Genomic DNA, 23511 nt, shown 5'->3' with positions numbered 1-23511 from the left:
CGCCGGTTGCATCTATGCTGTTGCGCTCACAGGCAGCACTTTGCAGTGCTGCCTGTGGCGTTTATCTTCTGTCAATCTGCATCCAGGCCGGTTTGATGCCGTATGAATAAACACAACATTTGCCTGGGAGGAGCGGCCTATTAAACCGCTTTTCGCCAAAGGCCCCTCATTAGGCGTGCGCCTCCTGGTGCTGGTCGTTCTCTCGGTCGCACTGATGGTGGTCGATGCCCGCTTCACACTGCTCAAGCCAGTGCGTAGCCAAATGTCGCTGGTGTTGATGCAGTCCTACTGGATCACCGACCTGCCGCAGCGGCTATGGCAAGGCGTGGCCAGTCAGTTCGGCAGCCGTACCGAGCTGGTCGCTGAAAACGAAAAACTCAAGACCGAAAACCTGCTGCTGCAGGGGCGCATGCAAAAGCTCGCGGCCCTCACCGAGCAGAACGTGCGCCTGCGCGAGTTGCTCAATTCCTCGGCACTGGTCAACGAGAAGGTTGAAGTGGCCGAGTTGATCGGCATGGACCCGAACCCCTTTACCCACCGCATCATCATCAACAAGGGTGAGCGCGATGGCGTGTTCCTCGGCCAGCCGGTGCTCGATGCCCGTGGCCTGATGGGCCAGGTGGTGGAGTTGATGCCCTACACCTCCCGCGTACTGCTGCTCACTGACACCACCCACAGCATTCCGGTGCAGGTCAACCGCAACGGCCTGCGCGCCATCGCCAGCGGCACCGGCAATCCGGAGCGCCTGGAGTTGCGCCATGTGGCCGACACCGCGGATATAAAGGAAGGCGATCTGTTGGTCAGCTCCGGTCTGGGCCAGCGTTTCCCCGCTGGCTACCCGGTGGCCACGGTCAAGGAAGTGATCCACGACTCCGGCCAGCCGTTCGCCATTGTGCGGGCGGTACCCACCGCTGCGCTGAATCGCAGCCGCTACCTGCTGCTGGTATTCAGCGATCCGCGTACCGCCGAAGAGCGTGCCAACGACGCCGCCCAGGCCCAGGAAGCCCAGGACCAGCAGGGCGCCGGCGCCGCGCCAGTGGTCCCGGCCACCGTGCCCAAGCCGGCCGCGGCGGCAAACGCCGGGGCTGCGCCCGCCACTGCGACTCCTGCTGCGCCGGCGACCCCGGCCAAACCCGCGGCTCACGCTCCGGCCAAGCCGGTCCATAAACCTGTGGTGAAACCGGCCGCTGCCAAACCACCGGCAGCAGCACCGGCCACCACCGGAGGAAGAGAATAATGGCGGGTAGCACCTATTCGCGAAATGGCTGGATCGTCTGGTTGACCTTCCTTATCGGGCTGCTGCTCAGCGTTTCGCCCCTGCCGCAGTTCATGGAGATCCTGCGTCCGCTGTGGCTGGCGCTGTTGCTGGCGTTCTGGGCCCTGGCCCTGCCGCACAAGGTCGGCATGGTCACTGCCTGGTGCCTGGGGCTGGCAGAGGATGTGCTCTACGGCACCCTGCTGGGGCAGAATGCCCTGATCCTGACGCTGATCACCTTCCTTGTACTGTCTCTGCAACAGCGCCTGCGGATGTTCCCGATGTGGCAGCAGAGCCTGGTGATCCTGGTGATCTTCGGCCTGGCGCAGTTGGTGCAACTCTGGCTCAGCGCCCTGACCGGCAACCGCCAGCCGACCCTGGCCCTGGTGCTGCCGGCCCTGGTCAGTGCCTTGTTGTGGCCCTGGGTCAGCTTCGGCCTGCGCGGCTTGCGTCGACGTTTCAAAATCAATTAATTCGGTCAGGCATTGGCCCGCACCTCGACAGGGAGATGTCTTGATGAATCCGCTTTACCTCGCTTCCGGTTCGCCTCGTCGGCGTGAGTTGCTGACGCAGATCGGCGTGCCGTTCACCGCCATCAGTGCGGACATCGATGAAACCCCGCTAGCCGATGAGTCACCTGCCGCCTACGTCGAGCGCCTGGCCCGAGGCAAGGCTGCGGCGGGGCGCGGGCTGATCACCAGCAGTGAATCCCAGGCCCCGGCCTGTGTGCTGGGGGCCGACACCGCGGTAGTGCTCGATGGGCGGATTCTCGGCAAACCGCTGGATCAGGCTGATGCGTTGCAGATGCTCATGGCGCTTTCGGGGCGTGAGCATGAAGTGTTCACCGCCATTGCCCTGCTTGACGGTGAACGCTGCGAGTCGCGAGTGGTGCGCAGCCTGGTACGTTTTCGCCCGATCTCACCTGCAGAGGCCGCGCTCTACTGGGCCAGTGGCGAGCCCTGCGACAAAGCCGGTGGCTATGCTATCCAGGGACTGGCAGCGGTGTTCGTCGCCGGCCTCAATGGCAGTTATTCCGCGGTGGTCGGCTTGCCGGTGTGCGAAACCGCAGAACTGCTCGGGCATTTCGGCATACCCTGTTGGCAAAACCTTCCAGTGCGCTAAAGCGCCGTACCCGATTGCTGCGGCCCTCTATGAACACGCCTGAACGAGACACTGCCATGAGTGAAGAGATTCTGATCAACATCACGCCGATGGAATCACGCGTGGCGGTGGTCGAAAACGGAGTGCTGCAAGAGGTTCACGTCGAGCGCACCCAGCGCCGGGGGATCGTCGGCAACATCTACAAGGGCAAGGTGGTGCGGGTCTTGCCGGGCATGCAGGCGGCCTTCGTCGACATCGGCCTGGACCGGGCCGCGTTTATCCACGCCTCGGAAATTTCCACCCGCGAAGGCACGGCGGTAGAGAGCATCAGCGCTCTGGTGCACGAAGGGCAGAGTCTGGTGGTGCAAGTCACCAAGGACCCCATCGGTTCCAAGGGCGCGCGCCTGACCACTCAGTTGTCGATCCCTTCCCGCTATCTGGTGTACATGCCGCGTACCGCCCATGTCGGTATCTCGCTGAAGATCGAGGACGAAGCCGAGCGTGAGCGCCTGAAGCAGGTCGTCAGTGATTGCGTGGCCCAGGAAGGCATCAAGGAGGCCGGTGGTTTTATCCTGCGCACCGCCGCCGAAGGCGCCGGGGCCGATGAGATCATGATGGACATCCGTTACCTGCGCCGGCTCTGGGACCAGATCGGCGCGCAGATCAAGACCATCGGCGCGCCCAATGTGATCTACGAGGACCTGGGCCTGGCGCTGCGCACCCTGCGCGACCTGGTGAGCCCGAAGATCGAGAAGATCCGCATCGACTCCCGGGAAACCTTCCAGAAGACCACGGTGTTCGTGGCCGAACTGATGCCGGAAATCGCCGACCGCCTGGAGCACTACCCCGGCGAGCGGCCGATCTTCGACCTGTACGGCGTCGAGGACGAAATCCAGAAAGCCCTGGAGCGCAAGGTGCCGCTCAAGTCCGGAGGCTACCTGGTGGTAGACCCGGCGGAAGCCATGACCACCATCGACGTCAACACCGGAGCCTTCGTCGGTCATCGCAACCTTGAGGAAACCATCTTCAAGACCAACCTCGAGGCGGCCACCGCCATTGCCCGGCAACTGCGCCTGCGCAACCTGGGCGGGATCATCATCATCGACTTCATCGACATGGAAGATGAAGAGCACCAGCGCCAGGTATTGCGCACCCTGGAAAAGCAGCTGGAGCGTGATCACGCCAAGACCAACATCATCGGCATCACCGAGCTGGGCCTGGTGCAGATGACTCGCAAGCGTACCCGCGAGAGCCTGGAGCAGGTGCTGTGCGAGCCTTGCAGCAGTTGCCAGGGGCGGGGCAAGTTGAAAACCCCGGAAACCGTCTGTTACGAAATATTCCGAGAAATCCTCCGCGAGGCCCGGGCTTATCAGGCAGAAGGATATCGGGTGCTGGCCAATCAGAAGGTGGTCGACCGGCTGCTGGACGAAGAGTCGGGCAACGTGGCGGAGCTGGAGGGTTTTATCGGCCGGACCATCAGGTTCCAGGTCGAAACCATGTATTCCCAGGAACAATACGACGTGGTGCTGCTCTGATTCCGCGTGTTCTACATCCGTGGAAATGGCTGGCTTCAGCTTTTTGCATGACTTTTACCCTGGGAGCCAACTGAAATGGAGCGGCTGATGCGCCTGTTCACCACGCTGATTCGCTGGGGGCTTGGCTTCTGTGCGCTGGCGCTGGTGGCGACTGCCTTGTATGTCAGTCTGGGCCGGGAACTGACCCCGCTGGTGGCCGAGTACCAGCCCGAGGTCGAGGCCAAGGTGCAGCAGGCCGTGGGCTTGCCGGTGCATATCGGTAGCCTGGAGGGGCGCTGGAGCGGCTTGTCGCCGATCCTGCTGGCCCACGACGTGCAGGTGGGCGAGGGCGCCAATGCGCTGCGCCTGGATCAGGTGAGCGTGGCGCCGGATATGCTCGGCAGCCTGCTGGCCCGTGACCTGCGGATCGGCCGCCTGGAGCTCAGCGGCCTGAGCCTGAGCCTGAAAGAGGGCGCGGACGGCCAGTGGCAGCTTGAAGGCCTGCCGGTGCAACAGGACCAGCCGATGGACCCCCAGCAGTTGCTGGGCCGCCTGCAACAGGTTGCCGAGCTGTCGCTGCTGGACAGCCAGGTCACCTTGCAGCCTCTGGACCACCAGCCCGTGGCCCTGACCTACGTCGGGCTCAATCTGCGCAGCGGTACCAGCCGCCAGCGCCTGGACCTGCGCCTGACGCTGCCGGACGGCCAGCCCCTGGCAATGAACCTGCGGACCAGGATGCGGGCCGAGGCCTGGCGCGATGCCCAGGCCGACTTGTACCTGAGCCTGCCGCAAAGCGACTGGTCGCGTTGGGTGCCGGCCCGGCTGACCCGGGAGTGGAAACTCTCCGAGCTCAAAGCGGGTGGCGAGCTGTGGCTGAAGTGGGCCAAGGGTGGGGTGCAAAACGCCACGCTGCGCTTGAATGCCCCGCAATTCACCGGGGCCTATGCCGAGCGCACGCCGGTGTCCCTGAGCAACCTGGCGTTGAATGCCTACTTCCAGCGTGACGAGCAGGGCCTGCAGGTGCAGCTTGACTCCCTGGCGCTGAACCTCGGCGAGACCCGCTGGGAATCCCGTGTGCAGGTGCAGCAGCGCAACGCGACCGAGCAGCAGGAAGAACTCTGGCATGTGCAGGCCGACCGCCTGGACCTGAAGCCGATCACCCCGATCCTCGATGCCCTGGCGCCCTTGCCGGAAGGCCTGGCCACGGCCATCGACCGACTGAAAGTCACTGGCGGCCTGCGCAACGTGCTGCTCGACTACCGTCCCCAGAACACTGGCGACCAGCGCCTGAGCTTCGCCGCGAACCTCGACCGGGTTGGCTTCGATGCCTATCACGGTGCTCCGGCAGCACGAAATGTCAGCGGCAGCATCAGCGGCGACCTGGGCAAGGGCGAGCTGCGCATGGACAGCAAGGATTTCTCCCTGCACCTGTACCCGATCTTCGCCAAGCCCTGGCAGTACATCCAGGCCAACGCCACCCTGACCTGGAAGCTCGACAAGGAAGGCTTCACCCTGATTGCCCCCTACCTGAAGGTGCTGGGCGAAGAGGGCAAGATCGCCGGCGACTTCCTGATCCGCCTGCATTTCGACCACAGCCAGGAAGACTACATGGACCTGCGAGTCGGCCTGGTGGACGGCGATGGGCGCTACACCGCCAAGTACCTGCCCCAGGTGCTCAACGCCGGTGTGGATGAATGGCTGCGCACGGCGATCCTCAAGGGCGCGGTGGACCAGGGCTTCTTCCAGTACCAGGGTTCGCTGAACCATGACGCCGTCGAGGCCGCCCGCAGCATCAGCCTGTTCTTCAAGGTGCATGACACCGAGCTGGCGTTCCAGCCGGGCTGGCCGCACCTGACCAAGGTCAGCGGCGATGTGTTCATCGAAGACAGCGGCGTGCGCATCGTCGCCAGCAAAGGCCAGTTGCTGGACACCAAGGTGCGGGATGTCTTCGTCAACATTCCCCATGCTGCCAGCGGGCAGGACAGCCACATGTACATCGATGGCGCCTTTGCCGGTGGCCTGGGCGATGGCGTGAAAATTCTCCAGGAAGCGCCGATCGGCACCGGCTCGACCTTTGCCGGCTGGCATGGCGAGGGCGATCTGCAAGGCAAGCTGGATCTGGATATTCCCCTGGTCAAGGGCCAGGAGCCGAAGATCGTGGTGGCGTTCAAGACCGACAAGGCGCGCCTCAAGCTCAGTGAGCCTGAGCTGGAACTGACCCAGCTCAAGGGTGATTTCCGCTTCGATAGTGCCAAGGGCCTGAGTGGCGAGGGCATCAGTGCCCAGGCGTTCGAGCGGCCGGTCACGGCGCAGATCTTCGCCGATGGCAAGCCGGGCAAACCCAACACTCGAGTGGTTGCCAAGGGCCAGGTTGCGGTCAAGAAACTTACCGACTGGTTGCAAGTCGGCCAGCCGTTGCCGGTGTCCGGCGAGGTGCCCTACCAGTTGCAACTGAACCTGGACGGAGCCGACAGCCAGTTGATGGTCAGTTCCAGTCTCAAGGGCGTAGCGGTGGACCTGCCGGCGCCGTTCGGCATGGCGGCCAGCACCGGGCGCAACAGTGTATTTCGCATGACTCTGCAAGGGGGCGAGCGGCGCTACTGGTTCAACTACGGCGAACTGGCCGACTTCACCTTTGCGGCGCCCAGCGGCAAGCTCGCCGAGGGTCGGGGCGAGCTGTTCCTCGGCGATGGCGCGGCCTTGCTGCCGCCGGGTAAAGGGCTGCGGATACGAGGGATTCTCTCCGAGCTGGATGTGGAACCCTGGAAAGCCCTGGTGGATCGCTACGCCGGGCAGGATCCGGGAGGCAGCGCCAAACAGTTGCTCAGCAGTGCGGACTTCAAGGTCGGCAAGCTCAGTGCCTTCGGCACCACCCTGGACCAGGTCAACCTGTTGCTGGCGCGCAAGCCCGCTGCCTGGGAGTTGCAGATCGACAGCCAGCAGGCCAAAGGCAAGGTCGGGATTCCCGATGCCAAGGCGGCGCCGATGGCCATCGACATGGCGTACGTGCGCCTGCCGGCTGCCGATCCGGCAGCGCAGGCCGATGAAAATGCGCCCGACCCCCTGGCCTCGGTGGATCCCAAGAGCGTTCCGCCCCTGGATATTTCCATTGCCCAGCTGTTCCAGGGCCAGGACCTGATCGGCCGCTGGGCGCTCAAGGTGCGGCCGACGTCCAGGGGCATGGTCTTCAATGGCCTGGACCTGGGCCTCAAGGGCATGCAGTTGCAGGGCGAGGGCGGCTGGGAAGGCCAGGCCGGTGCCAGCAACAGTTGGTACCGGGGCCGCATTGGCGGCAAGAACCTGGCGGACGTGCTCAAGGGCTGGGGCTTCGCCCCGACCGTGACCAGTGAAGATTTTCACCTGGACGTCGATGGCCGTTGGCCGGGCTCGCCGGCCTGGGTGGGCTTGAAGCGCTTCTCCGGCAGCCTGGACGCTACCCTGCGCAAGGGCCAGTTCGTCGAAGTCGAGGGCGGGGCCCAGGCCTTGCGGGTGTTCGGCCTGCTCAACTTCAACTCCATCGGTCGCCGCCTGCGCCTGGACTTCTCCGACCTGTTCGGCAAGGGCCTGAGCTATGACCGGGTCCGGGGCGTGCTGGCGGCGAGCAATGGCGTTTACGTCACTCGCGAGCCGATCACCCTGACCGGGCCGTCGAGCAACCTGGAGCTCAATGGCACCCTGGACATGGTGGCCGACCAGGTCGACGCCAAGCTGCTGGTGACCTTGCCGGTGACCAACAACCTGCCGATTGCCGCGCTGATTGTCGGTGCGCCGGCGGTGGGCGGGGCGTTGTTCCTGATCGACAAGCTGATCGGTGACCGCGTGGCGCGCTTCGCCAGCGTCAAATACAACGTCAAAGGCCCATGGAAAGAGCCGAAAATCACCTTCGACAAACCGTTTTGAGAATCCTCGATTCGCGCCTATGGAGTAGCATGGCGGCCTACCCTACAAGGAGTTCGCCATGTCTCTTGCGGTGATTCAAATGGTCAGCCAGAGCGATGTCCTGGCCAATCTGCAGCAGGCTCGGAGCCTGCTCGAACAGGCTGCTGCCGGCGGTGCAAAGCTGGCCGTCCTGCCGGAAAACTTCGCCGCCATGGGGCGCCGCGACATGGCGGCCATCGGTCGCGCCGAAGCGCTGGGCGAAGGTCCGATCCTGCCATGGTTGAAACAGGCCGCCCGCGACCTCAGGTTATGGATAGTGGCCGGCACCTTGCCGTTGCCCCCCGTCGATCAGCCCGAGGCCAAGTCCAATGCCTGTTCGTTGCTGGTGGATGACCAGGGGCAGTTCGTGGCGCGCTACGACAAGCTGCACCTGTTCGACGTCGATGTGGCGGACAATCGCGGGCGCTACCGTGAATCCGATGACTATGCTCATGGAGACCGGGTGGTGGTGGCGGATACGCCGGTGGGGAGGGTCGGCCTTACAGTCTGTTATGACCTGCGCTTTCCCGAGCTGTACAGCGAGTTGCGCGCCGCTGGCGCCGAGTTGATCACCGCGCCTTCGGCGTTTACCGCGGTCACCGGTGCGGCCCATTGGGAGGTGCTGATTCGCGCCCGTGCCATCGAGACCCAGTGCTATGTGCTGGCGGCGGCCCAGGGCGGCGTGCATCCCGGCCCACGGGAAACCTACGGCCATGCCGCGATCGTCGACCCCTGGGGGCGGATAGTGGCGCAACAGGATCAAGGTCAAGGCGTGCTGCTGGCCGAGCGCGACAGCAGCGAACAGGCGTCCATCCGGGCGCGGATGCCGGTGTTCAGTCACCGGCGCATTTTCTCGCAAGGCGTGCAACGGCTTGCATAAGTACGACGAATTTAAGGCCAAAACATATGAGCGGGTTGTTGTCCTCTGTCAGTGAACATCTACTAGCCCCGGGCGGCGTGACCATCGAAAGCTTGCAAGGCGTGCTGGGGGATCTGGCCGGCCCGGGCATCGATGCCGCCGATCTGTATTTCCAGGGGCAGATTTCCGAGTCCTGGTCCCTGGAAGACGGAATCGTCAAGGAAGGCAGTTTCAACCTCGACCAGGGGGTTGGGGTGCGTGCGCAATCCGGTGAGAAGACCGGCTTCGCCTACAGCAATGCCATCACCCTGGAGGCCCTGGGCCTCGCCGCCCGGGCGGCGCGCTCGATTTCCCGGGCCGGGCAAAACGGCACCGTGCAGGCGTTCTCGACCCAGGACGTGGCGCAGCTGTATGCGCCGGACAACCCCCTGGAAGTCATCACCCGGGCCGAGAAGGTCGAGCTGCTCAAGCGCGTTGACGCCGCAACCCGCGCCCTGGATCCGCGCATCCAGCAGGTCAGCGTGAGCATGGCCGGGGTCTGGGAGCGGATCCTGGTGGCCTCTACCGATGGCGGCCTGGCGGCGGACGTGCGGCCGCTGGTGCGTTTCAACGTCAGCGTCATCGTCGAGCAGAACGGTCGCCGCGAGCGCGGTGGCCATGGCGGCGGCGGGCGTACCGACTACCGCTATTTCCTCAGCGAAGATCGGGCCATGGGCTATGCCCGTGAAGCCCTGCGCCAGGCGCTGGTCAATCTGGAAGCGATTCCGGCGCCGGCCGGAACCCTGCCGGTGGTGCTGGGCTCCGGCTGGTCCGGAGTGCTGCTGCACGAAGCCGTGGGCCACGGCCTGGAGGGCGACTTCAACCGCAAGGGCAGTTCGGCCTACAGCGGTCGCATGGGCGAAATGGTGGCTTCCAAGCTCTGCACCATCGTCGACGACGGCACCCTGGCCGGGCGCCGTGGTTCCCTGAGCGTGGACGACGAAGGCACCCCCACCGAATGCACCACGCTGATCGAGAACGGCGTGCTCAAGGGCTACATGCAGGACAAGCTCAATGCCCGGCTGATGGGCGTGGCCCGCACCGGCAACGGTCGCCGCGAGTCTTATGCGCACCTGCCGATGCCGCGCATGACCAACACCTACATGCTGGGTGGCGAAAGCGATCCGGCGGAAATCATCGCTTCGGTGAAGAAGGGCATCTATTGCGCCAACCTCGGCGGCGGCCAGGTGGATATCACCAGCGGCAAGTTCGTGTTCTCCACCAGTGAGGCCTACCTGATCGAGGACGGCAAGATCACCGCCCCGGTCAAGGGCGCGACCTTGATCGGCAACGGTCCGGAAGCCATGAGCCGGGTATCGATGGTGGGTAATGACCTGTCCCTGGACAGTGGCGTCGGCACCTGCGGCAAGGATGGGCAATCGGTGCCAGTGGGCGTCGGCCAGCCGACCCTGAAGATCGATGCGATCACCGTGGGTGGCACTGGGGCATAAGGAGGGAGGGTGTCGGGTGAGCTGCAGGGCAGCTCACCCGTGGCAAGGCTCAGCGCAGGCCGCGTTGAGTCTCGTCCAGCTCGCGGATGTACTTGAAGATTTTACGGCTTGAGGCCGGTGCCTTGTTATGCGCCAGCTCATGCTGGGCCTGACGGATCAGGGAGCGCAGTTGCTGGCGATCGGCGTCCGGATATTCGCCGACGAACTTTTCCAGCACGTCATCGCCGCCGCCGATCAGGCGGTCGCGCCAACGCTCCAGGTTATGGAAGCGTTCGTTGTACTGCCGGGTGGAGGCATCGAGTTGGTCAAGCAGTTGCAGAATCGCGTCGGTGTCCTGGTCCCGCATCAGCTTGCCGATGAACTGCAGGTGGCGCTTTCGGGCGATATGGGCGACGTGCTTGGGGGCATCCGCCAGGGCCCGGCGCAAGGCGTCGGTCAGGGGCAGTTTGTTCAGCAAGTCGGGCTTGAGAGTGGTAAGGCGCTCGCCGAGATCAACCAGAGCATGCAGCTCGCGTTTGACCTGGGATTTGCTTTTCTCCCCATCGAGGGAGTCGTCGTAAGAATCAACCATGGTGGCAGTCCGCAAAGAAACGCCGCCATGATAACCAGTCGAGGGCCGCTTGTCCGGCCCGGTCGCTCGCCGGCCTTAATCGAAAGCAGAATTTGAGTGGAGAACAGCATGAGTGCAGCACAAAGCGTCGGCCCACAGGCTTTGCCGGCCCTGCAGGAGCAAGTCGAGCAGATCATCGCCGAGGCCAAGCGCCAGGGGGCCAGCGCCTGTGAAGTGGCGGTGTCCCTGGAGCAGGGGCTGTCGACTTCGGTGCGCCAGCGGGAAGTGGAAACCGTCGAGTTCAACCGCGACCAGGGCTTTGGCATCACCCTCTACCTGGGCCAGCGCAAGGGTTCGGCCAGTACGTCTGCCAGCGGCCCCGAGGCCATTCGCGAAACCGTGGCGGCGGCCCTGGCGATTGCCAAGCACACCTCCGAAGACGAAGCCTCGGGCCTTGCCGACGCGGCCCTGATGGCCAAGGACCTGCAGGACTTCGACCTGTTCCACGCCTGGGACATCACCCCCGAACAGGCCATCGAGCAGGCCCTGACCTGTGAGGCAGCGGCCTTTGCTGCCGACAGCCGGATCAAGAATGCCGACGGCACCACCCTCAGCACCCACCAGGGCTGTCGGGTGTATGGCAACAGCCACGGCTTCATTGGTGGTTATGCGTCCACCCGCCACAGCCTGAGCTGCGTGATGATTGCCGAGGCGGATGGCCAGATGCAGCGCGACTACTGGTACGACGTCAATCGCCAGGGCCAGTTGCTGGCCGACCCGGTGAGCATTGGCCAGCGTGCCGCCCAGCGCGCGGCCAGCCGGCTAGGTGCCCGTCCAGTGCCGACCTGTGAGGTGCCGGTGCTGTTTTCCGCAGAACTGGCCGGTGGCCTGTTCGGCAGTTTTCTCGGGGCGATTTCCGGTGGCAACCTGTACCGCAAGTCGTCCTTCCTCGAAGGCGCCCTGGGTCAACAACTGTTTCCGCAGTGGATGACCATCGATGAGCGCCCGCACCTGATGCGCGCCATGGGCAGTTCGGCTTTCGACGGCGATGGCCTGGCCACCTACGCCAAGCCGTTCATCCAGGACGGTGAGCTGGTGTCCTATGTACTGGGCACCTATTCCGGACGCAAGCTGGGCATGCCGAGCACCGCCAACGCCGGTGGCGTGCACAACCTGTTCGTCACCCATGGCGACGAAGACCAGGCCGCGCTGCTGCGGCGCATGGGCCGTGGCCTGCTGGTGACCGAGCTGATGGGCCATGGCCTGAACATGGTCACCGGGGACTACTCCCGCGGTGCGGCGGGTTTCTGGGTCGAGAACGGCGAGATTCAGTTCGCGGTGCAGGAAGTGACCATTGCCAGCAACCTGCGGGACATGTTCAAGCAGATCCTTGCAGTGGGTAACGACCTGGAGCTGCGTAGCAACATCCGCACCGGCTCGGTGCTGATCGAACGCATGACCGTCGCCGGCAGCTGACCGCGCCCAGCTTCACCCCCAACGCGCCACCTCCCCGAGGTGGCGCGTTTTTTATGGCCGCCATTTTTGTAGGAGCTGGCTTGCCAGCGAAAGCGTCCTGACATCCGGCACCAGGCTCAAGGGCTCATTCGCCGGCAAGGCGGGCCCTATAAGAGTTGGACAAAAATCATACAAGCCAGATTGATTTGATTCTCAATATCATTTAATAATGAAAATCATTATTCGATGAGCCCAGGTCATGAGTTCTGCCTTGCACGAGCAGCCTTACCTCGAAAGCTGGCGCTGGATGAGCCGCCAGATCCGTTGCGCACTGGAACCGGACGAACCCCGTCTGATCGAGCATTACCTCGCCGAAGGCCGCTACCTGGCCTGCTGTACCGCGATGTCGGCCTGGACCGTCGCTGAAACTTCCTTCCGTTTATTGATCGATACCGCAACCGATACAGCGCTGCCCTGGCATTGGCGCAGCCAGTGCCTGGACCAGGCCTGGCGGCCGCTGCGCGACATGGAGCGGTTGTCTTTGTGCAATTGCCGGCTCAAGCGCTGGCAGAGCCACGCCTGGCAGTTGGCGACCTGCTCGCTGCTGCCTTCCATTCCCCTGATAGAACTGGTGCAAGGATTTCCCGATGAGTAATACCCGTATCGAACGCGACAGCATGGGCGAACTGCAGGTACCGGAACTGGCCCTGTACGGCGCACAGACCCAGCGTGCGGTGGACAACTTCCCCATCAGCGGGCAACGCATGCCGGCAGCCTTCATCCGTGCGCTGATCCTGGCCAAGGCGGCTGCGGCCAAGGCCAACGTCGAACTGGGGCAGATCAGCGAAGCCCAGGGCAAGGCCATCGTCGATGCCGCCCAGGGTCTGCTGGAAGGTGATTTCATGCCGCACTTCCCGGTGGACATTTTCCAGACCGGCTCTGGCACCAGTTCCAACATGAACGCCAATGAAGTACTGGCAACCCTGGCCAGCCGCCTGCTGGGTGAACCGGTCAACCCCAATGACCATGTCAACTGCGGCCAGAGCAGCAACGACATCATCCCTACCACCATTCATGTCAGCGCCGCGCTGACCCTGCATGAGCAACTGCTGCCGGCCCTGGTGCATCTGGTGGAGGTCATCGAGCGCAAGGCGGTACAGGTGCACCCCTTCATCAAGACCGGCCGCACTCACCTGATGGACGCGATGCCGGTGCGCATGAGCCAGGTGCTGGAGGGCTGGGCGCAGCAACTCAAGGCCAATATCAGCCACCTGCAGGATCTGCTGCCGAGCCTGCAATCCCTGGCTCAGGGCGGCACCGCTGTGGGCACCGGGATCAATGCGCATCCCGAGTTCGCTGCGCGTTTCAGCCAGCAGTTGAGCAAGCTGACCCAGGTGCAATTCACCCCGGGCAAGAATCTTTTCGCCCTGATCGGCTCCCAGGACACTGCGGTGACGGTATCCGGCCAGCTCAAGGCTACCGCGGTGTCGTTGATGAAGATCGCCAACGACCTGCGCTGGATGAACTCCGGCCCGCTGGCCGGGCTCGGCGAGATCGAGCTGGAAGGTTTGCAGCCCGGTTCGTCGATCATGCCCGGCAAGGTCAACCCGGTGATTCCTGAAGCCACCGCGATGGTCGCCGCCCAGGTCATCGGCAACGACAGCACCATCACTGTGGCCGGGCAATCGGGCAATTTCGAGCTCAACGTGATGCTGCCGATCATTGCCCAGAACCTGCTGAGCAGCATCGAGTTGCTGGCCAACTCCAGCCGCCTGCTGGCAGACAAGGCCATCGCCAGCTTCAAGGTCAACGAGCCCAAGCTCAAGGAAGCGCTGTCGCGCAATCCGATCCTGGTCACGGCGCTGAACCCGATCATCGGCTATCAGAAGGCTGCGCAGATCGCCAAGACCGCCTACAAGCAGGGGCGCCCGGTGATCGACGTGGCCCTTGAACATACCGATCTGCCACGCAGCCAGCTGGAGGTCCTGCTGGACCCGGAAAAGCTCACTGCCGGCGGCGTGTAACCCACCGACACCGCTTTGGAGGCTCACCATGGAGCACTGGAAACGCACGATCGAAAGGGCCAATCGCCTCTTTATGCAGGGCGAACTGGTGGATGCTCGCGAGTTCTACCTGCAGGCGCTGGCCCTGGCCCAGGTGCTGTTCGAGCGCTGGTCGGATGCCGACGAAGCGGTGGCGGCCTGTGTGATTTCCCATCACAACCTGGCAGACCTGCACCTGCGCCTCAATCAGCCGGAGGAGAGCGCGGAATACCTCTGCGCCATCCATCAGCGGTTGCTGCAGACCATGCAGGACAGCCGCTTGCCCACAGCCCTGCGGGAAGCGGCCTTGCGCCAAAGCAGCAAGACCTACGTCGAACTGCTGAATTTCATCGGTGATCACGGCGAATACCCGCGCACTCACCGTTTGCTGGACAGCAACGTCGCGGGCCTGTCAGCCGACAGCCCGCAACCAGACAGCCCCTCTTACGGAGCCCATTGATATGTCCTTTACCTTGCCTGCACTGCCTTACGCCTACGACGCCCTGGAACCGCACATCGATGCGCAAACCATGGAAATCCACTACACCAAGCATCACCAGACCTACATCAACAACCTCAACGCCGCCGTCGAGGGGACCGAATGGGCAGGGTGGGAGGTGGAAAAGCTGGTAGCCAGCGTTCAGCAACTGCCGGAAAAACTGCGTGCTGCGGTGATCAACCAGGGTGGCGGGCATGCCAACCATTCGCTGTTCTGGGCGGTGATGACACCCGCCGGTGGCGGTCATCCCCAAGGCGCCCTGGGGCAAGCCATCGAGCAGCAACTGGGTGGTTTCGAGAGCTTCAAGGAAGCGTTCACCAAGGCCGCACTCACCCGTTTCGGCAGTGGCTGGGCCTGGCTCAGCGTGACACCGGAGAAGAAACTGGTGGTGGAAAGCAGCGGTAACCAGGACAGCCCGCTGATGAACGGCAATACGCCGATCCTCGGTCTGGATGTGTGGGAGCACGCCTACTACCTGCGCTACCAGAACCGCCGTCCGGAATACATCAACGCCTTCTACAACGTCATCAACTGGCCGGAAGTCGCTCAGCGCTACCAGGCCGCGATGGCTTGATACCTTTCCATCAAAACAAGATCTAAGGCCGACTATGGGCACTGAAACACTGGCAATCAGCAGCGGGCGAATGTTTCGTTATGCCTTCGGTTCGCTGTTGCTGTTGGCGGGCACGGCGTTGCTGGTGGCTCAAGGGTTGAGCTGGCTGAACCTGGAGCCGCGCTTGCTGCGCGCCTTGCAGGGCGGTTCGATCTGCGCGCTGGGCACGGCGCTGGGGGCGGTCCCGGTGCTGGTGATCCGGCGGATGCCGGTGGCGGTGAGCGATACCCTGCTGGGCTTTGGTGCCGGAGTGATGCTGGCAGCCACGGCATTTTCGCTGATCGTCCCCGGCATCGCTGCGGCCCAGGACCTGGGCTTGTCTGCCTGGGGCTCCAGCGGCCTGATCTGCGCCGGCATCATGCTCGGGGCCTTTGGCCTGTTCCTGGTGGATCTCAAGGTCTCGGGGGGCAGCCCGGAGGTGCTGGTGGGCACGCCAGAGCATCCGGTGATTGCCCCGCGTATCTGGCTGTTCGTCTTCGCCATCATTGCCCACAACATTCCTGAAGGGATGGCGGTGGGGGTGTCGGCCGGAGGCGGCATGCCGGATGCGGACAGCCTGGCCATGGGCATTGCCCTGCAGGATGTACCGGAAGGCCTGGTGATTGCCCTGGTATTGGCGGGGGCGGGGATGTCGCGGGTCAAGGCATTCCTGATTGGTGCGGCTTCAGGTCTGGTGGAACCGGTCTTTGCCTTGCTCTGCGCCTGGCTGGTGAGCCTGGCGCAGGTATTGCTGCCCTTGGGCCTGGCCCTGGCGGCGGGGGCGATGCTGCTGGTGGTCACTCATGAAGTGATTCCGGAGTCGCGTCGCAATGGCCATGACAAGCTTGCCAGCCTTGGCCTGTGTATCGGTTTCTGCCTGATGATGGTCATGGATACGGCACTCGCCTGAGAGCCGTATGGTGAGGGGCCCGCCCGGGCCTACTCGCCTTCGTCGAAGAAGTTGTTGATCAGTGCCACCAGCGCATCCATCGCTTCCTGTTCCTGCTCGCCTTCGGTCTTCAGGTGGATCCTGGTGCCCTTGCCGGCGGCCAGCATCATCATGGCCATGATGCTTTTGCCGTCGACCATGGAGTTCGGGGTCCTGCCGGCGCGGATCTGGCAGGGAAACTGCCCGGCCACGCCGACGAACTTGGCCGAGGCACGGGCATGCAGGCCCAGTTTATTGATGATCTCGATTTCCAGAGCTGGCATCGCGGGGTAGATCCTTTCAGCTAAGGTCGCGGTGGCGAACCTGGACGTTCTTCAGGGATTTTTGCAGGACCTGGCCCAGGCGCTCGGTCAGGTACACGGAGCGGTGGTGCCCGCCGGTGCAGCCGATGGCGATGGTCACATAGGCGCGGTTGCTGGCGGCAAAGCGTGGCAGCCATTTGAGCAGGTAGCTGGAGATGTCCTGGAACATTTCCTCGACATCGGGTTGCGCCGCCAGATACTCGGCCACGGGCGCATCCAGGCCTGATTGGGCGCGCAACTCGGGCTTCCAATACGGGTTGGGCAGGCAGCGCACGTCGAACACCAGGTCTGCATCTACCGGCATGCCGCGCTTGAAGCCGAAGGACTCCACCAGGAACGCGGTACCGGGTTCCGGCTGGTTCAACAGTCGCAGCTTGATGGTGTCGCGCAGCTGGTAAAGGTTCAGGTTGGTGGTGTTGACCTTGAGATCGGCCAGGTCGACGATCGGCCCCAGCAGTTGGGTTTCATCGTGGATGGCTTCGGCCAGGGAGCGGTTGGCGCTGCTCAGCGGGTGGCGCCGACGGGTCTCGGAGAAGCGCTTGAGCAGGGTCTCTTCGTCGGCATCCAGGTACAGCACATCGCACTGGATATGCCGGCTGCGCACTTCTTCCAGCAATTCGGGGAAGCGCGACAGATGACTGGGCAGGTTGCGGGCATCGATGGACACCGCCACCAGCGGTTGCGCCAGTTCGGTGTGGATCAACGCACGTTCAGCCAGTTCCGGCAGCAAGCCGGCTGGCAGGTTGTCGATGCAGTAGTAGCCGTGGTCCTCGAGAACATCGAGGGCGGTGCTTTTACCTGAGCCGGAGCGGCCGCTAACGATGATCAAACGCATGATTACTGACCGTTTTGCTCGTCCAGAACGACCTGATACAAGGCTTCGTTGCTGGTGGCGCTGCGCAGCCGGTCACGGACTTCCTTGCGATCGAGCATGCTGGCGATCTGCCGGAGCAGTTCCAGGTGTGCATCGGTCGCGGCTTCCGGAACCAGCAGGACGAACAGCAGGTCGACCGGTGCGCCATCAATGGCGTCGAAATCGATCGGAGCGTCCAGGTGCATCAGCGCACTGATGGGCGACTCGCAGCCTTTGAGGCGGCAGTGGGGAATGGCGATGCCGTTGCCAAAACCGGTGGAACCGAGTTTTTCACGGGCAATCAGGCTCTCGAAGACATCCTGCATCTCCAGATCAGGCACTTCACGGCTGATCAGGTTGGCAATTTGTTCGAGGGCGCGTTTTTTACTGCCGCCCGGCACGTTCACCAGGGAACGGCCGGGGGTCAGGATGCTTTCAAGTCGGATCATGGGAGGGGAGTGTTAGCGACCCGTGCCTTGGAGAAGGTGGAGTTGCTTTTCCTTATGCTTTTTCAGTTGGCGGTCAAGCTTGTCCGTGAGCAGGTCGATTGCGGCATACATATCGTCATGTTCTGCGTTGGCAACGACCTCCCCACCGTGGATGTGCAGGGTGGCTTCGATTTTCTGCTTCAGCTTCTCGACAGCCATGGTGACCTGCACATTGGTAATCTTGTCGAAGTGCCTCTCCAGCCGGTCGAGTTTTTCGCCGATGTAGACGCGCAGGGGTTCAGTCACTTCGAGTTGGTGTCCACTGATGTTGACTTGCATACAGCTTCTCCTTCGTTGCCAGTGCATAACGCGGCAGGCTGGGTTGCCTGCCACCTAGACTACGTTTGAAAACGACACCGGGCCCTTTTCAAACACACTCTGAAACGCTGTGGCCAGCCCTGCGGCTACATCAACCGCTTACGTTCGCTGGAAGGCGCGATCCCAAGGGATTCGCGGTACTTGGCGACGGTACGACGGGCTACCTGAATGCCTTGTGCCTCCAGTAAACCAGCGATCTTGCTGTCACTCAACGGCTTTTTCTGATTTTCCGCGGCCACCAATTTTTTGATGATCGCGCGGATCGCCGTGGACGAGCATTCACCGCCTTCCGAAGTGCTGACGTGGCTGGAGAAAAAGTATTTCAGCTCATATATGCCGCGTGGGGTATGCATGAATTTTTGCGTGGTCACCCGGGAAATCGTCGATTCGTGCATGCCCACCGCCTCGGCGATATCGTGCAGAACCAGCGGCTTCATCGCTTCATCGCCATATTCGAGAAAGCCGCGCTGGTGCTCGACGATCTGGGTGGCGACCTTCATCAGGGTTTCATTGCGGCTTTGCAGGCTCTTGATGAACCAGCGGGCTTCCTGCAACTGGTTGCGCATGAAGGTGTTGTCGGCGCTGGTGTCGGCGCGGCGTACAAAACCGGCGTACTGGGCGTTGACCCGCAGGCGCGGCACGGATTCCTGGTTCAGTTCCACCAGCCAGCGCTCGTTGTCCTTGCGCACTATGACGTCCGGGACCACGTATTCGGCTTCGCTGGATTCGATCTGCGAACCGGGGCGGGGGTTGAGGCTCTGCACCAGCTCGATGACCTGGCGCAGCTCATCTTCCTTGAGCTTCATGCGCCGCATCAGCTGGCTGTAGTCGCGGCTGCCCAGGAGGTCGATGTAGTCACTGACCAGGCGCTGGGCCTCGCCCAGCCAGGGCGTTTTCGCCGGCAGCTGGCGCAGTTGCAGCAACAGGCACTCGCCCAGGTTGCGGGCGCCGATGCCCGCGGGTTCGAATTGCTGGATGCGGTGCAGGACGGCTTCTATCTCGTCCAGTTCGATGTCCAGTTCCGGATCGAAGGCTTCGAGGATCTCCTCGAGGGTTTCGTCCAGGTAGCCCTGATTGTTGATGCAATCGATCAGGGTCACGGCGATCAGGCGGTCGGTGTCCGACATCGGCGCCAGGTTCAGTTGCCAGAGCAGGTGGCTCTGCAGGCTCTCGCCCGCGGAAGTGCGGGTGGTGAAGTCCCACTCGTCGTCATCGCTGCTGGGCAGGCTGCTGGCGCTGGTCTGGTATACGTCTTCCCAGGCGGTGTCGACCGGCAGTTCATTGGGGATGCGCTCGTTCCACTCACCGTCCTCGAGGTTGTCCACCGTGGGGGCGGTTTCCTGGTAGGAGGGCTCCTGGATCTCGGTATTGGGTTTGGACTCGGTGTTGTCGGCCAGGGGGTCGCTGTTGTCGAAGTCGTCGCCTTCTTCCTGGCGTTCGAGCATCGGGTTGGACTCCAGGGCTTCCTGGATTTCCTGTTGCAGGTCCAGGGTCGACAATTGGAGCAGGCGGATGGCCTGTTGCAGCTGCGGTGTCATCGTCAGCTGCTGGCCCATTCTAAGGACTAGCGATGGTTTCATGGCAGGGGCTTAACACCTTATTTGCCGGCGCACATGCGCCATCCACTACAGGGCGCCGGAGCGCCAAACATAAGCAAATTATATGCCTGAAACTGAAGTGTTTGCCTAGAGCGCTGTAACAATAAAGTTTGTAGGGTTTTATTGTTCCCGGCGCCCTGGCGTCCAGCCCAACACATCAGCCCTTACAGGCGGAACTCATGGCCCAGATAGACTTCCTTGACCAGTTCGTTGGCCAGGATGGTCTCGGAGTCGCCTTCGGCGATCAGTTGCCCGTCGTTGACGATGTAGGCGGTCTCGCAGATGTCCAGGGTTTCCCGGACGTTGTGGTCGGTGATCAGCACCCCGATGCCCTTGGCCTTGAGGTGGTGGATGATCTGCTTGATATCGCCCACCGAGATCGGGTCGACACCGGCGAAGGGTTCGTCCAGCAGGATGAACTTGGGCGCGGTGGCCAGGGCCCGGGCGATCTCCACGCGGCGCCGCTCACCACCGGACAGGCTCATGCCGAGGTTGTCGCGGATGTGGTTGATGTGGAATTCCTGCAGCAGGCTTTCCAGCTCCTGGCGACGGCCGGCCTTGTCGAGCTCCTTGCGGGTCTCGAGGATGGCCATGATGTTGTCGGCCACCGACAGTTTGCGAAAGATCGAGGCTTCCTGGGGCAGGTAGCCGATACCGGCGCGTGCTCGGCCGTGCATCGGTTGGTGGCTGACATCCAGGTCGTCGATCAGGACGCGGCCCTGATCGGCCTGGACCAGGCCGACGATCATGTAGAAGCAGGTGGTCTTGCCGGCGCCGTTGGGGCCGAGCAGGCCGACGATCTGACCGCTGTCGATGGACAGGCTGACATCACGCACGACCTGGCGGCTCTTGTAGCTCTTGGCCAGGTGCTGAGCTTTCAGAGTTGCCATTACTGGGCCTTTTGCTCGTCGGTTTTCTTTTTCGGCTGGATGACCATGTCGATCCGCGGACGCGGCGCGGTAACCGAGCTGCCATTGGCGCGACCGGCGTTGGCAACCTGCTTGACGGTGTCGTAGACGATCTTCTCGCCTTCGGTGGTATTACCGTCGTTGATGACCTTGGCCTTGTCGATCAGCACGATGCGGTTCTGCTGGGCATGGTACTGGATGGTCACGGCGTAGGCCTGGACCGGTTTCGGGTCGGTCTGCTTCTGCAGTTGCTCGAAGTAGGCGAGGTTGCCCACCGAGGTCACCACGTCGATTTCACCGGTCTTGGACCGGGTGATGGTCACGGTGTTACCGGTGATCTTCATCGAGCCCTGGGTGATGATGACATCGCCCTTGTAGGTGGCCACGCCGTTCTTGTCGTCCAGCTGGGCGTCGTCGGCCTGGATGCGGATCGGCTGTTGGCTATCGTTCGGCAGAGCCCAGGCGCTCACGCTTCCCAGTGCTGCGCCCAGACTGAGCAAAATAGGGAGGGTTTTAACGAGCCTCATACTGTCCTCTTACGTTCGATAGCAGGTTCATCCTGCCGTCTTTCAAATACGCTTTCATTCCCTTGGCCGTAGTCACGCCGTCGGCGCCGTCGATTCTAACGGCTTGCTCGGTCTGCGCATATTGCTTCTGCGGGAATACTGTCATGCGGGTCGTGGTGATCAGCAGGTTGCGGTTGCGCTCGTCGGTGCGGGAAACCCGTACCGAATCGATCAGCTCGACCTCGGTGCCGTCCGGGTTGACCTCGCCGCGTTCGCTCTGGACATGCCAGGGGAACGTGGTGCCACGGTACATCTGCAGGTCCGGCTTGGTCAGCAGGGTCACTTCGCTGGCCTTGACGTGTTCGACCTTGTCCGAGGTCATTTCGTACTGCAGTTTGCCGTCGGGCAGGTACTGCACGCTGCGGGCGTTGATCACGTAGTAGTCGATGGCGCTTTCGTCGACCTGGGCCAACGGCTTGTCGAGGAAGCGTTCCGGGCTGATGTTCCAGTAACCGACCGCTGCGAACAGCAGGGCGATGGTCCCGAAGATCAGGATGTTGCGAATCTTTTTGCTCAGCATGGGAAGGCTCTATAAGTAAGCGGCATTGGCTGCTTCAAGGCGGTCCTGGGCACGCAGGATCAGTTCGCAGAACTCGCGCGCGGCACCTTCGCCGCCGCGGGCCGCGGTGACGCCGTGGGCGTGTTCGCGGACAAACGCTGCGGCATTGGCCACTGCCATGCCCAGCCCCACGCGGCGGATCACCGGCAGGTCGGGCAAATCGTCGCCCAGATAGGCGACCTGTTCATAGCTTAGGCCCAGTTGGCCAAGAAGCTCGTCCAATACCACCAGCTTGTCTTCGCGGCCCTGGTACAGGTGGGGAATCCCCAGGTTCTTGGCCCGGCGCTCTACCACCGGGGTCTTGCGCCCGCTGATGATCGCCGTCTGCACGCCGGCTGCCATGAGCATCTTGATGCCCTGGCCGTCCAGAGTGTTGAAGGTCTTGAACTCGCTGCCGTCTTCGAGGAAGTACAGGCGCCCGTCGGTCAGCACGCCGTCGACATCGAATACCGCCAGCTTGATGTTTTTACCGCGTTGCAGCAGGTCGGCACTCATCACATCACTCCCGCGCGCAGCAGGTCGTGCATGTTCAAGGCGCCGATCGGCCGGTCTTCCTTGTCCACCACCACCAGGGCGCTGATCTTGTGGTCTTCCATGATTTTCAGGGCTTCGGCGGCCAGCATGTCGGCACGTGCGGTCTTGCCATGAGGGGTCATCACCGAATCGATGGTGGCATGGTGTATATCGATGGCCCGATCCAGGGTGCGACGCAGGTCGCCGTCGGTGAAGATCCCGGCCAGGCGGCCGTCGGCCTCCAGGATCACGGTCATGCCCAGGCCCTTGCGGGTCATTTCCATGAGCGCGTCCTTGAGCAGGGTGCCGCGTTGCACCTGTGGCAGATCACTGCCTTCGTGCATGACGTTCTCCACCTTGAGCAGCAGACGACGGCCCAGGGCACCACCCGGGTGGGAGAAGGCAAAGTCCTCGGCAGTGAAGCCGCGGGCTTCCAGCAGCGCCACGGCCAGGGCGTCGCCCATGACCAGGGCGGCGGTGGTCGAGGAGGTCGGTGCCAGGTTCAGCGGGCAGGCTTCGTGCTCGACGTGGACGTTGAGGTTGACGTCAGCCGCCTTGGCCAGCGGCGACTCGGGGTTGCCGGTGAGGCTGATCAACTGGATGCCCAGACGCTTGATCAGGGGCAGCAGGGTGACGATTTCGTTGGTGGAGCCGGAGTTGGAGAGGGCCAGGATCACGTCATCGCGGGTAATCATGCCCATGTCGCCATGGCTGGCTTCGGCAGGATGGACGAAGAAAGCCGTGGTCCCGGTGCTGGCCAGGGTAGCGGCAATCTTGTTGCCGACGTGCCCGGACTTGCCCATGCCGACCACCACTACGCGGCCTTTGCTGGCCAGAATCATCTCGCAAGCGCGTACGAAATCTGCGTCGATATGGGGCAGCAAGCCTTCTACTGCCTGTAGTTCGAGGCGGATGGTGCGTTGTGCTGATTGAATCAGGTCGCTGGATTGGCTCATGTCTGAAATCGTATAGCCCGATGAAAAGGCGGCGATTATAGCGGTAATGAACAAATCCCTCACGCAAGTTCGTCAGGCTTTGTCTACCGGGCGCGAGGAAAGTCTGGTTTTTGCCTGTCGTCGACCTGAACGGGGGTGGCGTCGGCCTTGGGGGCTCCGTATCAGCAGTGATATAGTTCGCCGCCAGTTCGGCCTGCCCAGGGGCATGTACTCCCGGCAGGGAGCC

General features: G+C 62.8%; 24 protein-coding genes. 13 read left to right on the top strand and 11 right to left on the bottom strand.

Annotated elements, in window-relative coordinates:
* Positions 1-139: 139 nt before the first annotated feature.
* From mreC to tldD, 7 genes are all read left to right on the top strand, one after another.
* Positions 140-1237: a rod shape-determining protein MreC gene (gene mreC, locus AC1RCO_RS12105; RefSeq protein WP_072443017.1), complete on the top strand. Its 1098-nt coding sequence runs from the start codon at positions 140-142 to the stop codon at positions 1235-1237.
* Positions 1237-1728, top strand: coding sequence for a rod shape-determining protein MreD (gene mreD / locus AC1RCO_RS12100; RefSeq protein ID WP_011059252.1), 492 nt, complete (start codon positions 1237-1239; stop codon positions 1726-1728). Before mreC ends, mreD begins: the two co-directional genes overlap by 1 nt.
* 43 nt (positions 1729-1771) lie before the next feature.
* Positions 1772-2377 carry a Maf family protein gene (locus AC1RCO_RS12095; protein ID WP_011059253.1) on the top strand — a complete coding sequence of 202 codons (606 nt, stop codon included), beginning with the start codon at positions 1772-1774 and terminating at the stop codon, positions 2375-2377.
* A 56-nt stretch (positions 2378-2433) separates the two neighbouring features.
* Positions 2434-3891 carry a ribonuclease G gene (gene rng, locus AC1RCO_RS12090; RefSeq protein ID WP_011059254.1) on the top strand — a complete coding sequence of 486 codons (1458 nt, stop codon included), beginning with the start codon at positions 2434-2436 and terminating at the stop codon, positions 3889-3891.
* 75 nt (positions 3892-3966) lie between these two features.
* Positions 3967-7770 carry a YhdP family protein gene (locus AC1RCO_RS12085; RefSeq protein WP_492617728.1) on the top strand — a complete coding sequence of 1268 codons (3804 nt, stop codon included), beginning with the start codon at positions 3967-3969 and terminating at the stop codon, positions 7768-7770.
* Between the two features lie 58 nt (positions 7771-7828).
* Positions 7829-8668, top strand: coding sequence for a carbon-nitrogen hydrolase family protein (locus tag AC1RCO_RS12080; RefSeq protein ID WP_011059256.1), 840 nt, complete (start codon positions 7829-7831; stop codon positions 8666-8668).
* Between the two features lie 26 nt (positions 8669-8694).
* A complete protein-coding gene (gene tldD, locus AC1RCO_RS12075; RefSeq protein ID WP_207239817.1) occupies positions 8695-10137 on the top strand; it encodes a metalloprotease TldD in 1443 nt (480 codons plus the stop codon).
* 49 nt (positions 10138-10186) lie between these two features.
* On the opposite strand, the gene yjgA is transcribed toward tldD, so the two are convergent.
* The gene (gene yjgA / locus AC1RCO_RS12070; RefSeq protein WP_011059258.1) at positions 10187-10708 is read right to left on the bottom strand and encodes a ribosome biogenesis factor YjgA; all 522 of its coding nucleotides are present in this window, start codon (positions 10706-10708) and stop codon (positions 10187-10189) included.
* 108 nt (positions 10709-10816) lie between these two features.
* On the opposite strand from yjgA, the gene pmbA reads away from it, so the two are divergent.
* The 6 genes from pmbA to AC1RCO_RS12040 all read left to right on the top strand — a co-directional run bounded on the left by pmbA (position 10817) and on the right by AC1RCO_RS12040 (position 16185).
* Entirely contained in the window at positions 10817-12163 is a 1347-nt protein-coding gene (gene pmbA / locus AC1RCO_RS12065; protein WP_445494558.1) for a metalloprotease PmbA, read from the top strand.
* Between the two features lie 238 nt (positions 12164-12401).
* The gene (locus tag AC1RCO_RS12060) at positions 12402-12797 is read left to right on the top strand and encodes a hypothetical protein (protein ID WP_011059260.1); all 396 of its coding nucleotides are present in this window, start codon (positions 12402-12404) and stop codon (positions 12795-12797) included.
* Positions 12790-14166 (top strand): class II fumarate hydratase, encoded by a 1377-nt coding sequence (locus AC1RCO_RS12055; protein ID WP_015634159.1) that lies wholly within the window; start codon positions 12790-12792, stop codon positions 14164-14166. The genes AC1RCO_RS12060 and AC1RCO_RS12055 overlap by 8 nt, the downstream gene beginning before the upstream one ends.
* Positions 14167-14194: 28 nt before the next feature.
* Entirely contained in the window at positions 14195-14644 is a 450-nt protein-coding gene (locus AC1RCO_RS12050; protein ID WP_011059262.1) for a DUF2753 family protein, read from the top strand.
* A 1-nt stretch (position 14645) separates the two neighbouring features.
* Entirely contained in the window at positions 14646-15257 is a 612-nt protein-coding gene (locus AC1RCO_RS12045; protein WP_011059263.1) for a superoxide dismutase, read from the top strand.
* A 34-nt stretch (positions 15258-15291) separates the two neighbouring features.
* Positions 15292-16185 carry a ZIP family metal transporter gene (locus tag AC1RCO_RS12040; protein ID WP_011059264.1) on the top strand — a complete coding sequence of 298 codons (894 nt, stop codon included), beginning with the start codon at positions 15292-15294 and terminating at the stop codon, positions 16183-16185.
* 29 nt (positions 16186-16214) lie between these two features.
* On the opposite strand, the gene AC1RCO_RS12035 is transcribed toward AC1RCO_RS12040, so the two are convergent.
* From AC1RCO_RS12035 to AC1RCO_RS11990, 10 genes are all read right to left on the bottom strand, one after another.
* Entirely contained in the window at positions 16215-16487 is a 273-nt protein-coding gene (locus tag AC1RCO_RS12035) for an HPr family phosphocarrier protein (protein ID WP_492617727.1), read from the bottom strand.
* A 16-nt stretch (positions 16488-16503) separates the two neighbouring features.
* On the bottom strand, positions 16504-17361 hold the full coding sequence (rapZ, locus tag AC1RCO_RS12030) for an RNase adapter RapZ (protein ID WP_011059266.1): 858 nt from the start codon (positions 17359-17361) through the stop codon (positions 16504-16506).
* Between the two features lie 2 nt (positions 17362-17363).
* The gene (gene ptsN, locus AC1RCO_RS12025; protein ID WP_011059267.1) at positions 17364-17828 is read right to left on the bottom strand and encodes a PTS IIA-like nitrogen regulatory protein PtsN; all 465 of its coding nucleotides are present in this window, start codon (positions 17826-17828) and stop codon (positions 17364-17366) included.
* Positions 17829-17840: 12 nt separating this feature from the next.
* A complete protein-coding gene (gene hpf, locus AC1RCO_RS12020) occupies positions 17841-18146 on the bottom strand; it encodes a ribosome hibernation-promoting factor, HPF/YfiA family (RefSeq protein WP_011059268.1) in 306 nt (101 codons plus the stop codon).
* 125 nt (positions 18147-18271) lie between these two features.
* Positions 18272-19765, bottom strand: a complete 1494-nt coding sequence (locus AC1RCO_RS12015) for an RNA polymerase factor sigma-54 (protein WP_011059269.1) — start codon at positions 19763-19765, stop codon at positions 18272-18274.
* A gap of 182 nt (positions 19766-19947) precedes the next feature.
* Entirely contained in the window at positions 19948-20673 is a 726-nt protein-coding gene (gene lptB, locus AC1RCO_RS12010) for an LPS export ABC transporter ATP-binding protein (RefSeq protein WP_011059270.1), read from the bottom strand.
* Positions 20673-21218: a lipopolysaccharide transport periplasmic protein LptA gene (gene lptA, locus AC1RCO_RS12005; protein WP_011059271.1), complete on the bottom strand. Its 546-nt coding sequence runs from the start codon at positions 21216-21218 to the stop codon at positions 20673-20675. Before lptA ends, lptB begins: the two co-directional genes overlap by 1 nt.
* The gene (lptC, locus tag AC1RCO_RS12000; protein ID WP_492617726.1) at positions 21205-21777 is read right to left on the bottom strand and encodes an LPS export ABC transporter periplasmic protein LptC; all 573 of its coding nucleotides are present in this window, start codon (positions 21775-21777) and stop codon (positions 21205-21207) included. The genes lptA and lptC overlap by 14 nt, the downstream gene beginning before the upstream one ends.
* 9 nt (positions 21778-21786) lie before the next feature.
* Complete coding sequence (locus AC1RCO_RS11995) at positions 21787-22311, bottom strand: KdsC family phosphatase (protein ID WP_015634163.1); 525 nt, start codon at positions 22309-22311, stop codon at positions 21787-21789.
* Positions 22311-23285: a KpsF/GutQ family sugar-phosphate isomerase gene (locus AC1RCO_RS11990; protein WP_011059274.1), complete on the bottom strand. Its 975-nt coding sequence runs from the start codon at positions 23283-23285 to the stop codon at positions 22311-22313. Before AC1RCO_RS11990 ends, AC1RCO_RS11995 begins: the two co-directional genes overlap by 1 nt.
* Positions 23286-23511: the final 226 nt, after the last annotated feature.

It is taken from the genome of Pseudomonas sp. GW823-FHT03E05 (assembly GCF_058796855.1).
The sequence above is the reverse complement of the archived record's forward strand: the minus strand, read 5'-3'. Positions and strand labels throughout refer to the sequence as shown.

Excerpts from the sequence above, each read along its gene's own strand:
- lptC (WP_492617726.1), bottom strand. The coding sequence starts at position 21,777 with ATGCTGAGCAAAAAGATTCGCAACATCCTGATCTTCGGGACCATCGCC.
- AC1RCO_RS11995 (WP_015634163.1), bottom strand. The coding sequence starts at position 22,311 with ATGAGTGCCGACCTGCTGCAACGCGGTAAAAACATCAAGCTGGCGGTA.
- ptsN (WP_011059267.1), bottom strand. The coding sequence starts at position 17,828 with ATGATCCGACTTGAAAGCATCCTGACCCCCGGCCGTTCCCTGGTGAAC.
- hpf (WP_011059268.1), bottom strand. The coding sequence starts at position 18,146 with ATGCAAGTCAACATCAGTGGACACCAACTCGAAGTGACTGAACCCCTG.
- AC1RCO_RS12035 (WP_492617727.1), bottom strand. The coding sequence starts at position 16,487 with ATGCCAGCTCTGGAAATCGAGATCATCAATAAACTGGGCCTGCATGCC.
- AC1RCO_RS12080 (WP_011059256.1), top strand. The coding sequence starts at position 7,829 with ATGTCTCTTGCGGTGATTCAAATGGTCAGCCAGAGCGATGTCCTGGCC.
- rng (WP_011059254.1), top strand. The coding sequence starts at position 2,434 with ATGAGTGAAGAGATTCTGATCAACATCACGCCGATGGAATCACGCGTG.
- AC1RCO_RS12095 (WP_011059253.1), top strand. The coding sequence starts at position 1,772 with ATGAATCCGCTTTACCTCGCTTCCGGTTCGCCTCGTCGGCGTGAGTTG.
- AC1RCO_RS12055 (WP_015634159.1), top strand. The coding sequence starts at position 12,790 with ATGAGTAATACCCGTATCGAACGCGACAGCATGGGCGAACTGCAGGTA.
- AC1RCO_RS12085 (WP_492617728.1), top strand. The coding sequence starts at position 3,967 with ATGGAGCGGCTGATGCGCCTGTTCACCACGCTGATTCGCTGGGGGCTT.
- tldD (WP_207239817.1), top strand. The coding sequence starts at position 8,695 with ATGAGCGGGTTGTTGTCCTCTGTCAGTGAACATCTACTAGCCCCGGGC.
- mreD (WP_011059252.1), top strand. The coding sequence starts at position 1,237 with ATGGCGGGTAGCACCTATTCGCGAAATGGCTGGATCGTCTGGTTGACC.
- lptB (WP_011059270.1), bottom strand. The coding sequence starts at position 20,673 with ATGGCAACTCTGAAAGCTCAGCACCTGGCCAAGAGCTACAAGAGCCGC.
- lptA (WP_011059271.1), bottom strand. The coding sequence starts at position 21,218 with ATGAGGCTCGTTAAAACCCTCCCTATTTTGCTCAGTCTGGGCGCAGCA.
- AC1RCO_RS12060 (WP_011059260.1), top strand. The coding sequence starts at position 12,402 with ATGAGTTCTGCCTTGCACGAGCAGCCTTACCTCGAAAGCTGGCGCTGG.
- rapZ (WP_011059266.1), bottom strand. The coding sequence starts at position 17,361 with ATGCGTTTGATCATCGTTAGCGGCCGCTCCGGCTCAGGTAAAAGCACC.
- AC1RCO_RS12050 (WP_011059262.1), top strand. The coding sequence starts at position 14,195 with ATGGAGCACTGGAAACGCACGATCGAAAGGGCCAATCGCCTCTTTATG.
- yjgA (WP_011059258.1), bottom strand. The coding sequence starts at position 10,708 with ATGGTTGATTCTTACGACGACTCCCTCGATGGGGAGAAAAGCAAATCC.
- pmbA (WP_445494558.1), top strand. The coding sequence starts at position 10,817 with ATGAGTGCAGCACAAAGCGTCGGCCCACAGGCTTTGCCGGCCCTGCAG.
- AC1RCO_RS12015 (WP_011059269.1), bottom strand. The coding sequence starts at position 19,765 with ATGAAACCATCGCTAGTCCTTAGAATGGGCCAGCAGCTGACGATGACA.
- AC1RCO_RS12040 (WP_011059264.1), top strand. The coding sequence starts at position 15,292 with ATGGGCACTGAAACACTGGCAATCAGCAGCGGGCGAATGTTTCGTTAT.
- AC1RCO_RS11990 (WP_011059274.1), bottom strand. The coding sequence starts at position 23,285 with ATGAGCCAATCCAGCGACCTGATTCAATCAGCACAACGCACCATCCGC.
- AC1RCO_RS12045 (WP_011059263.1), top strand. The coding sequence starts at position 14,646 with ATGTCCTTTACCTTGCCTGCACTGCCTTACGCCTACGACGCCCTGGAA.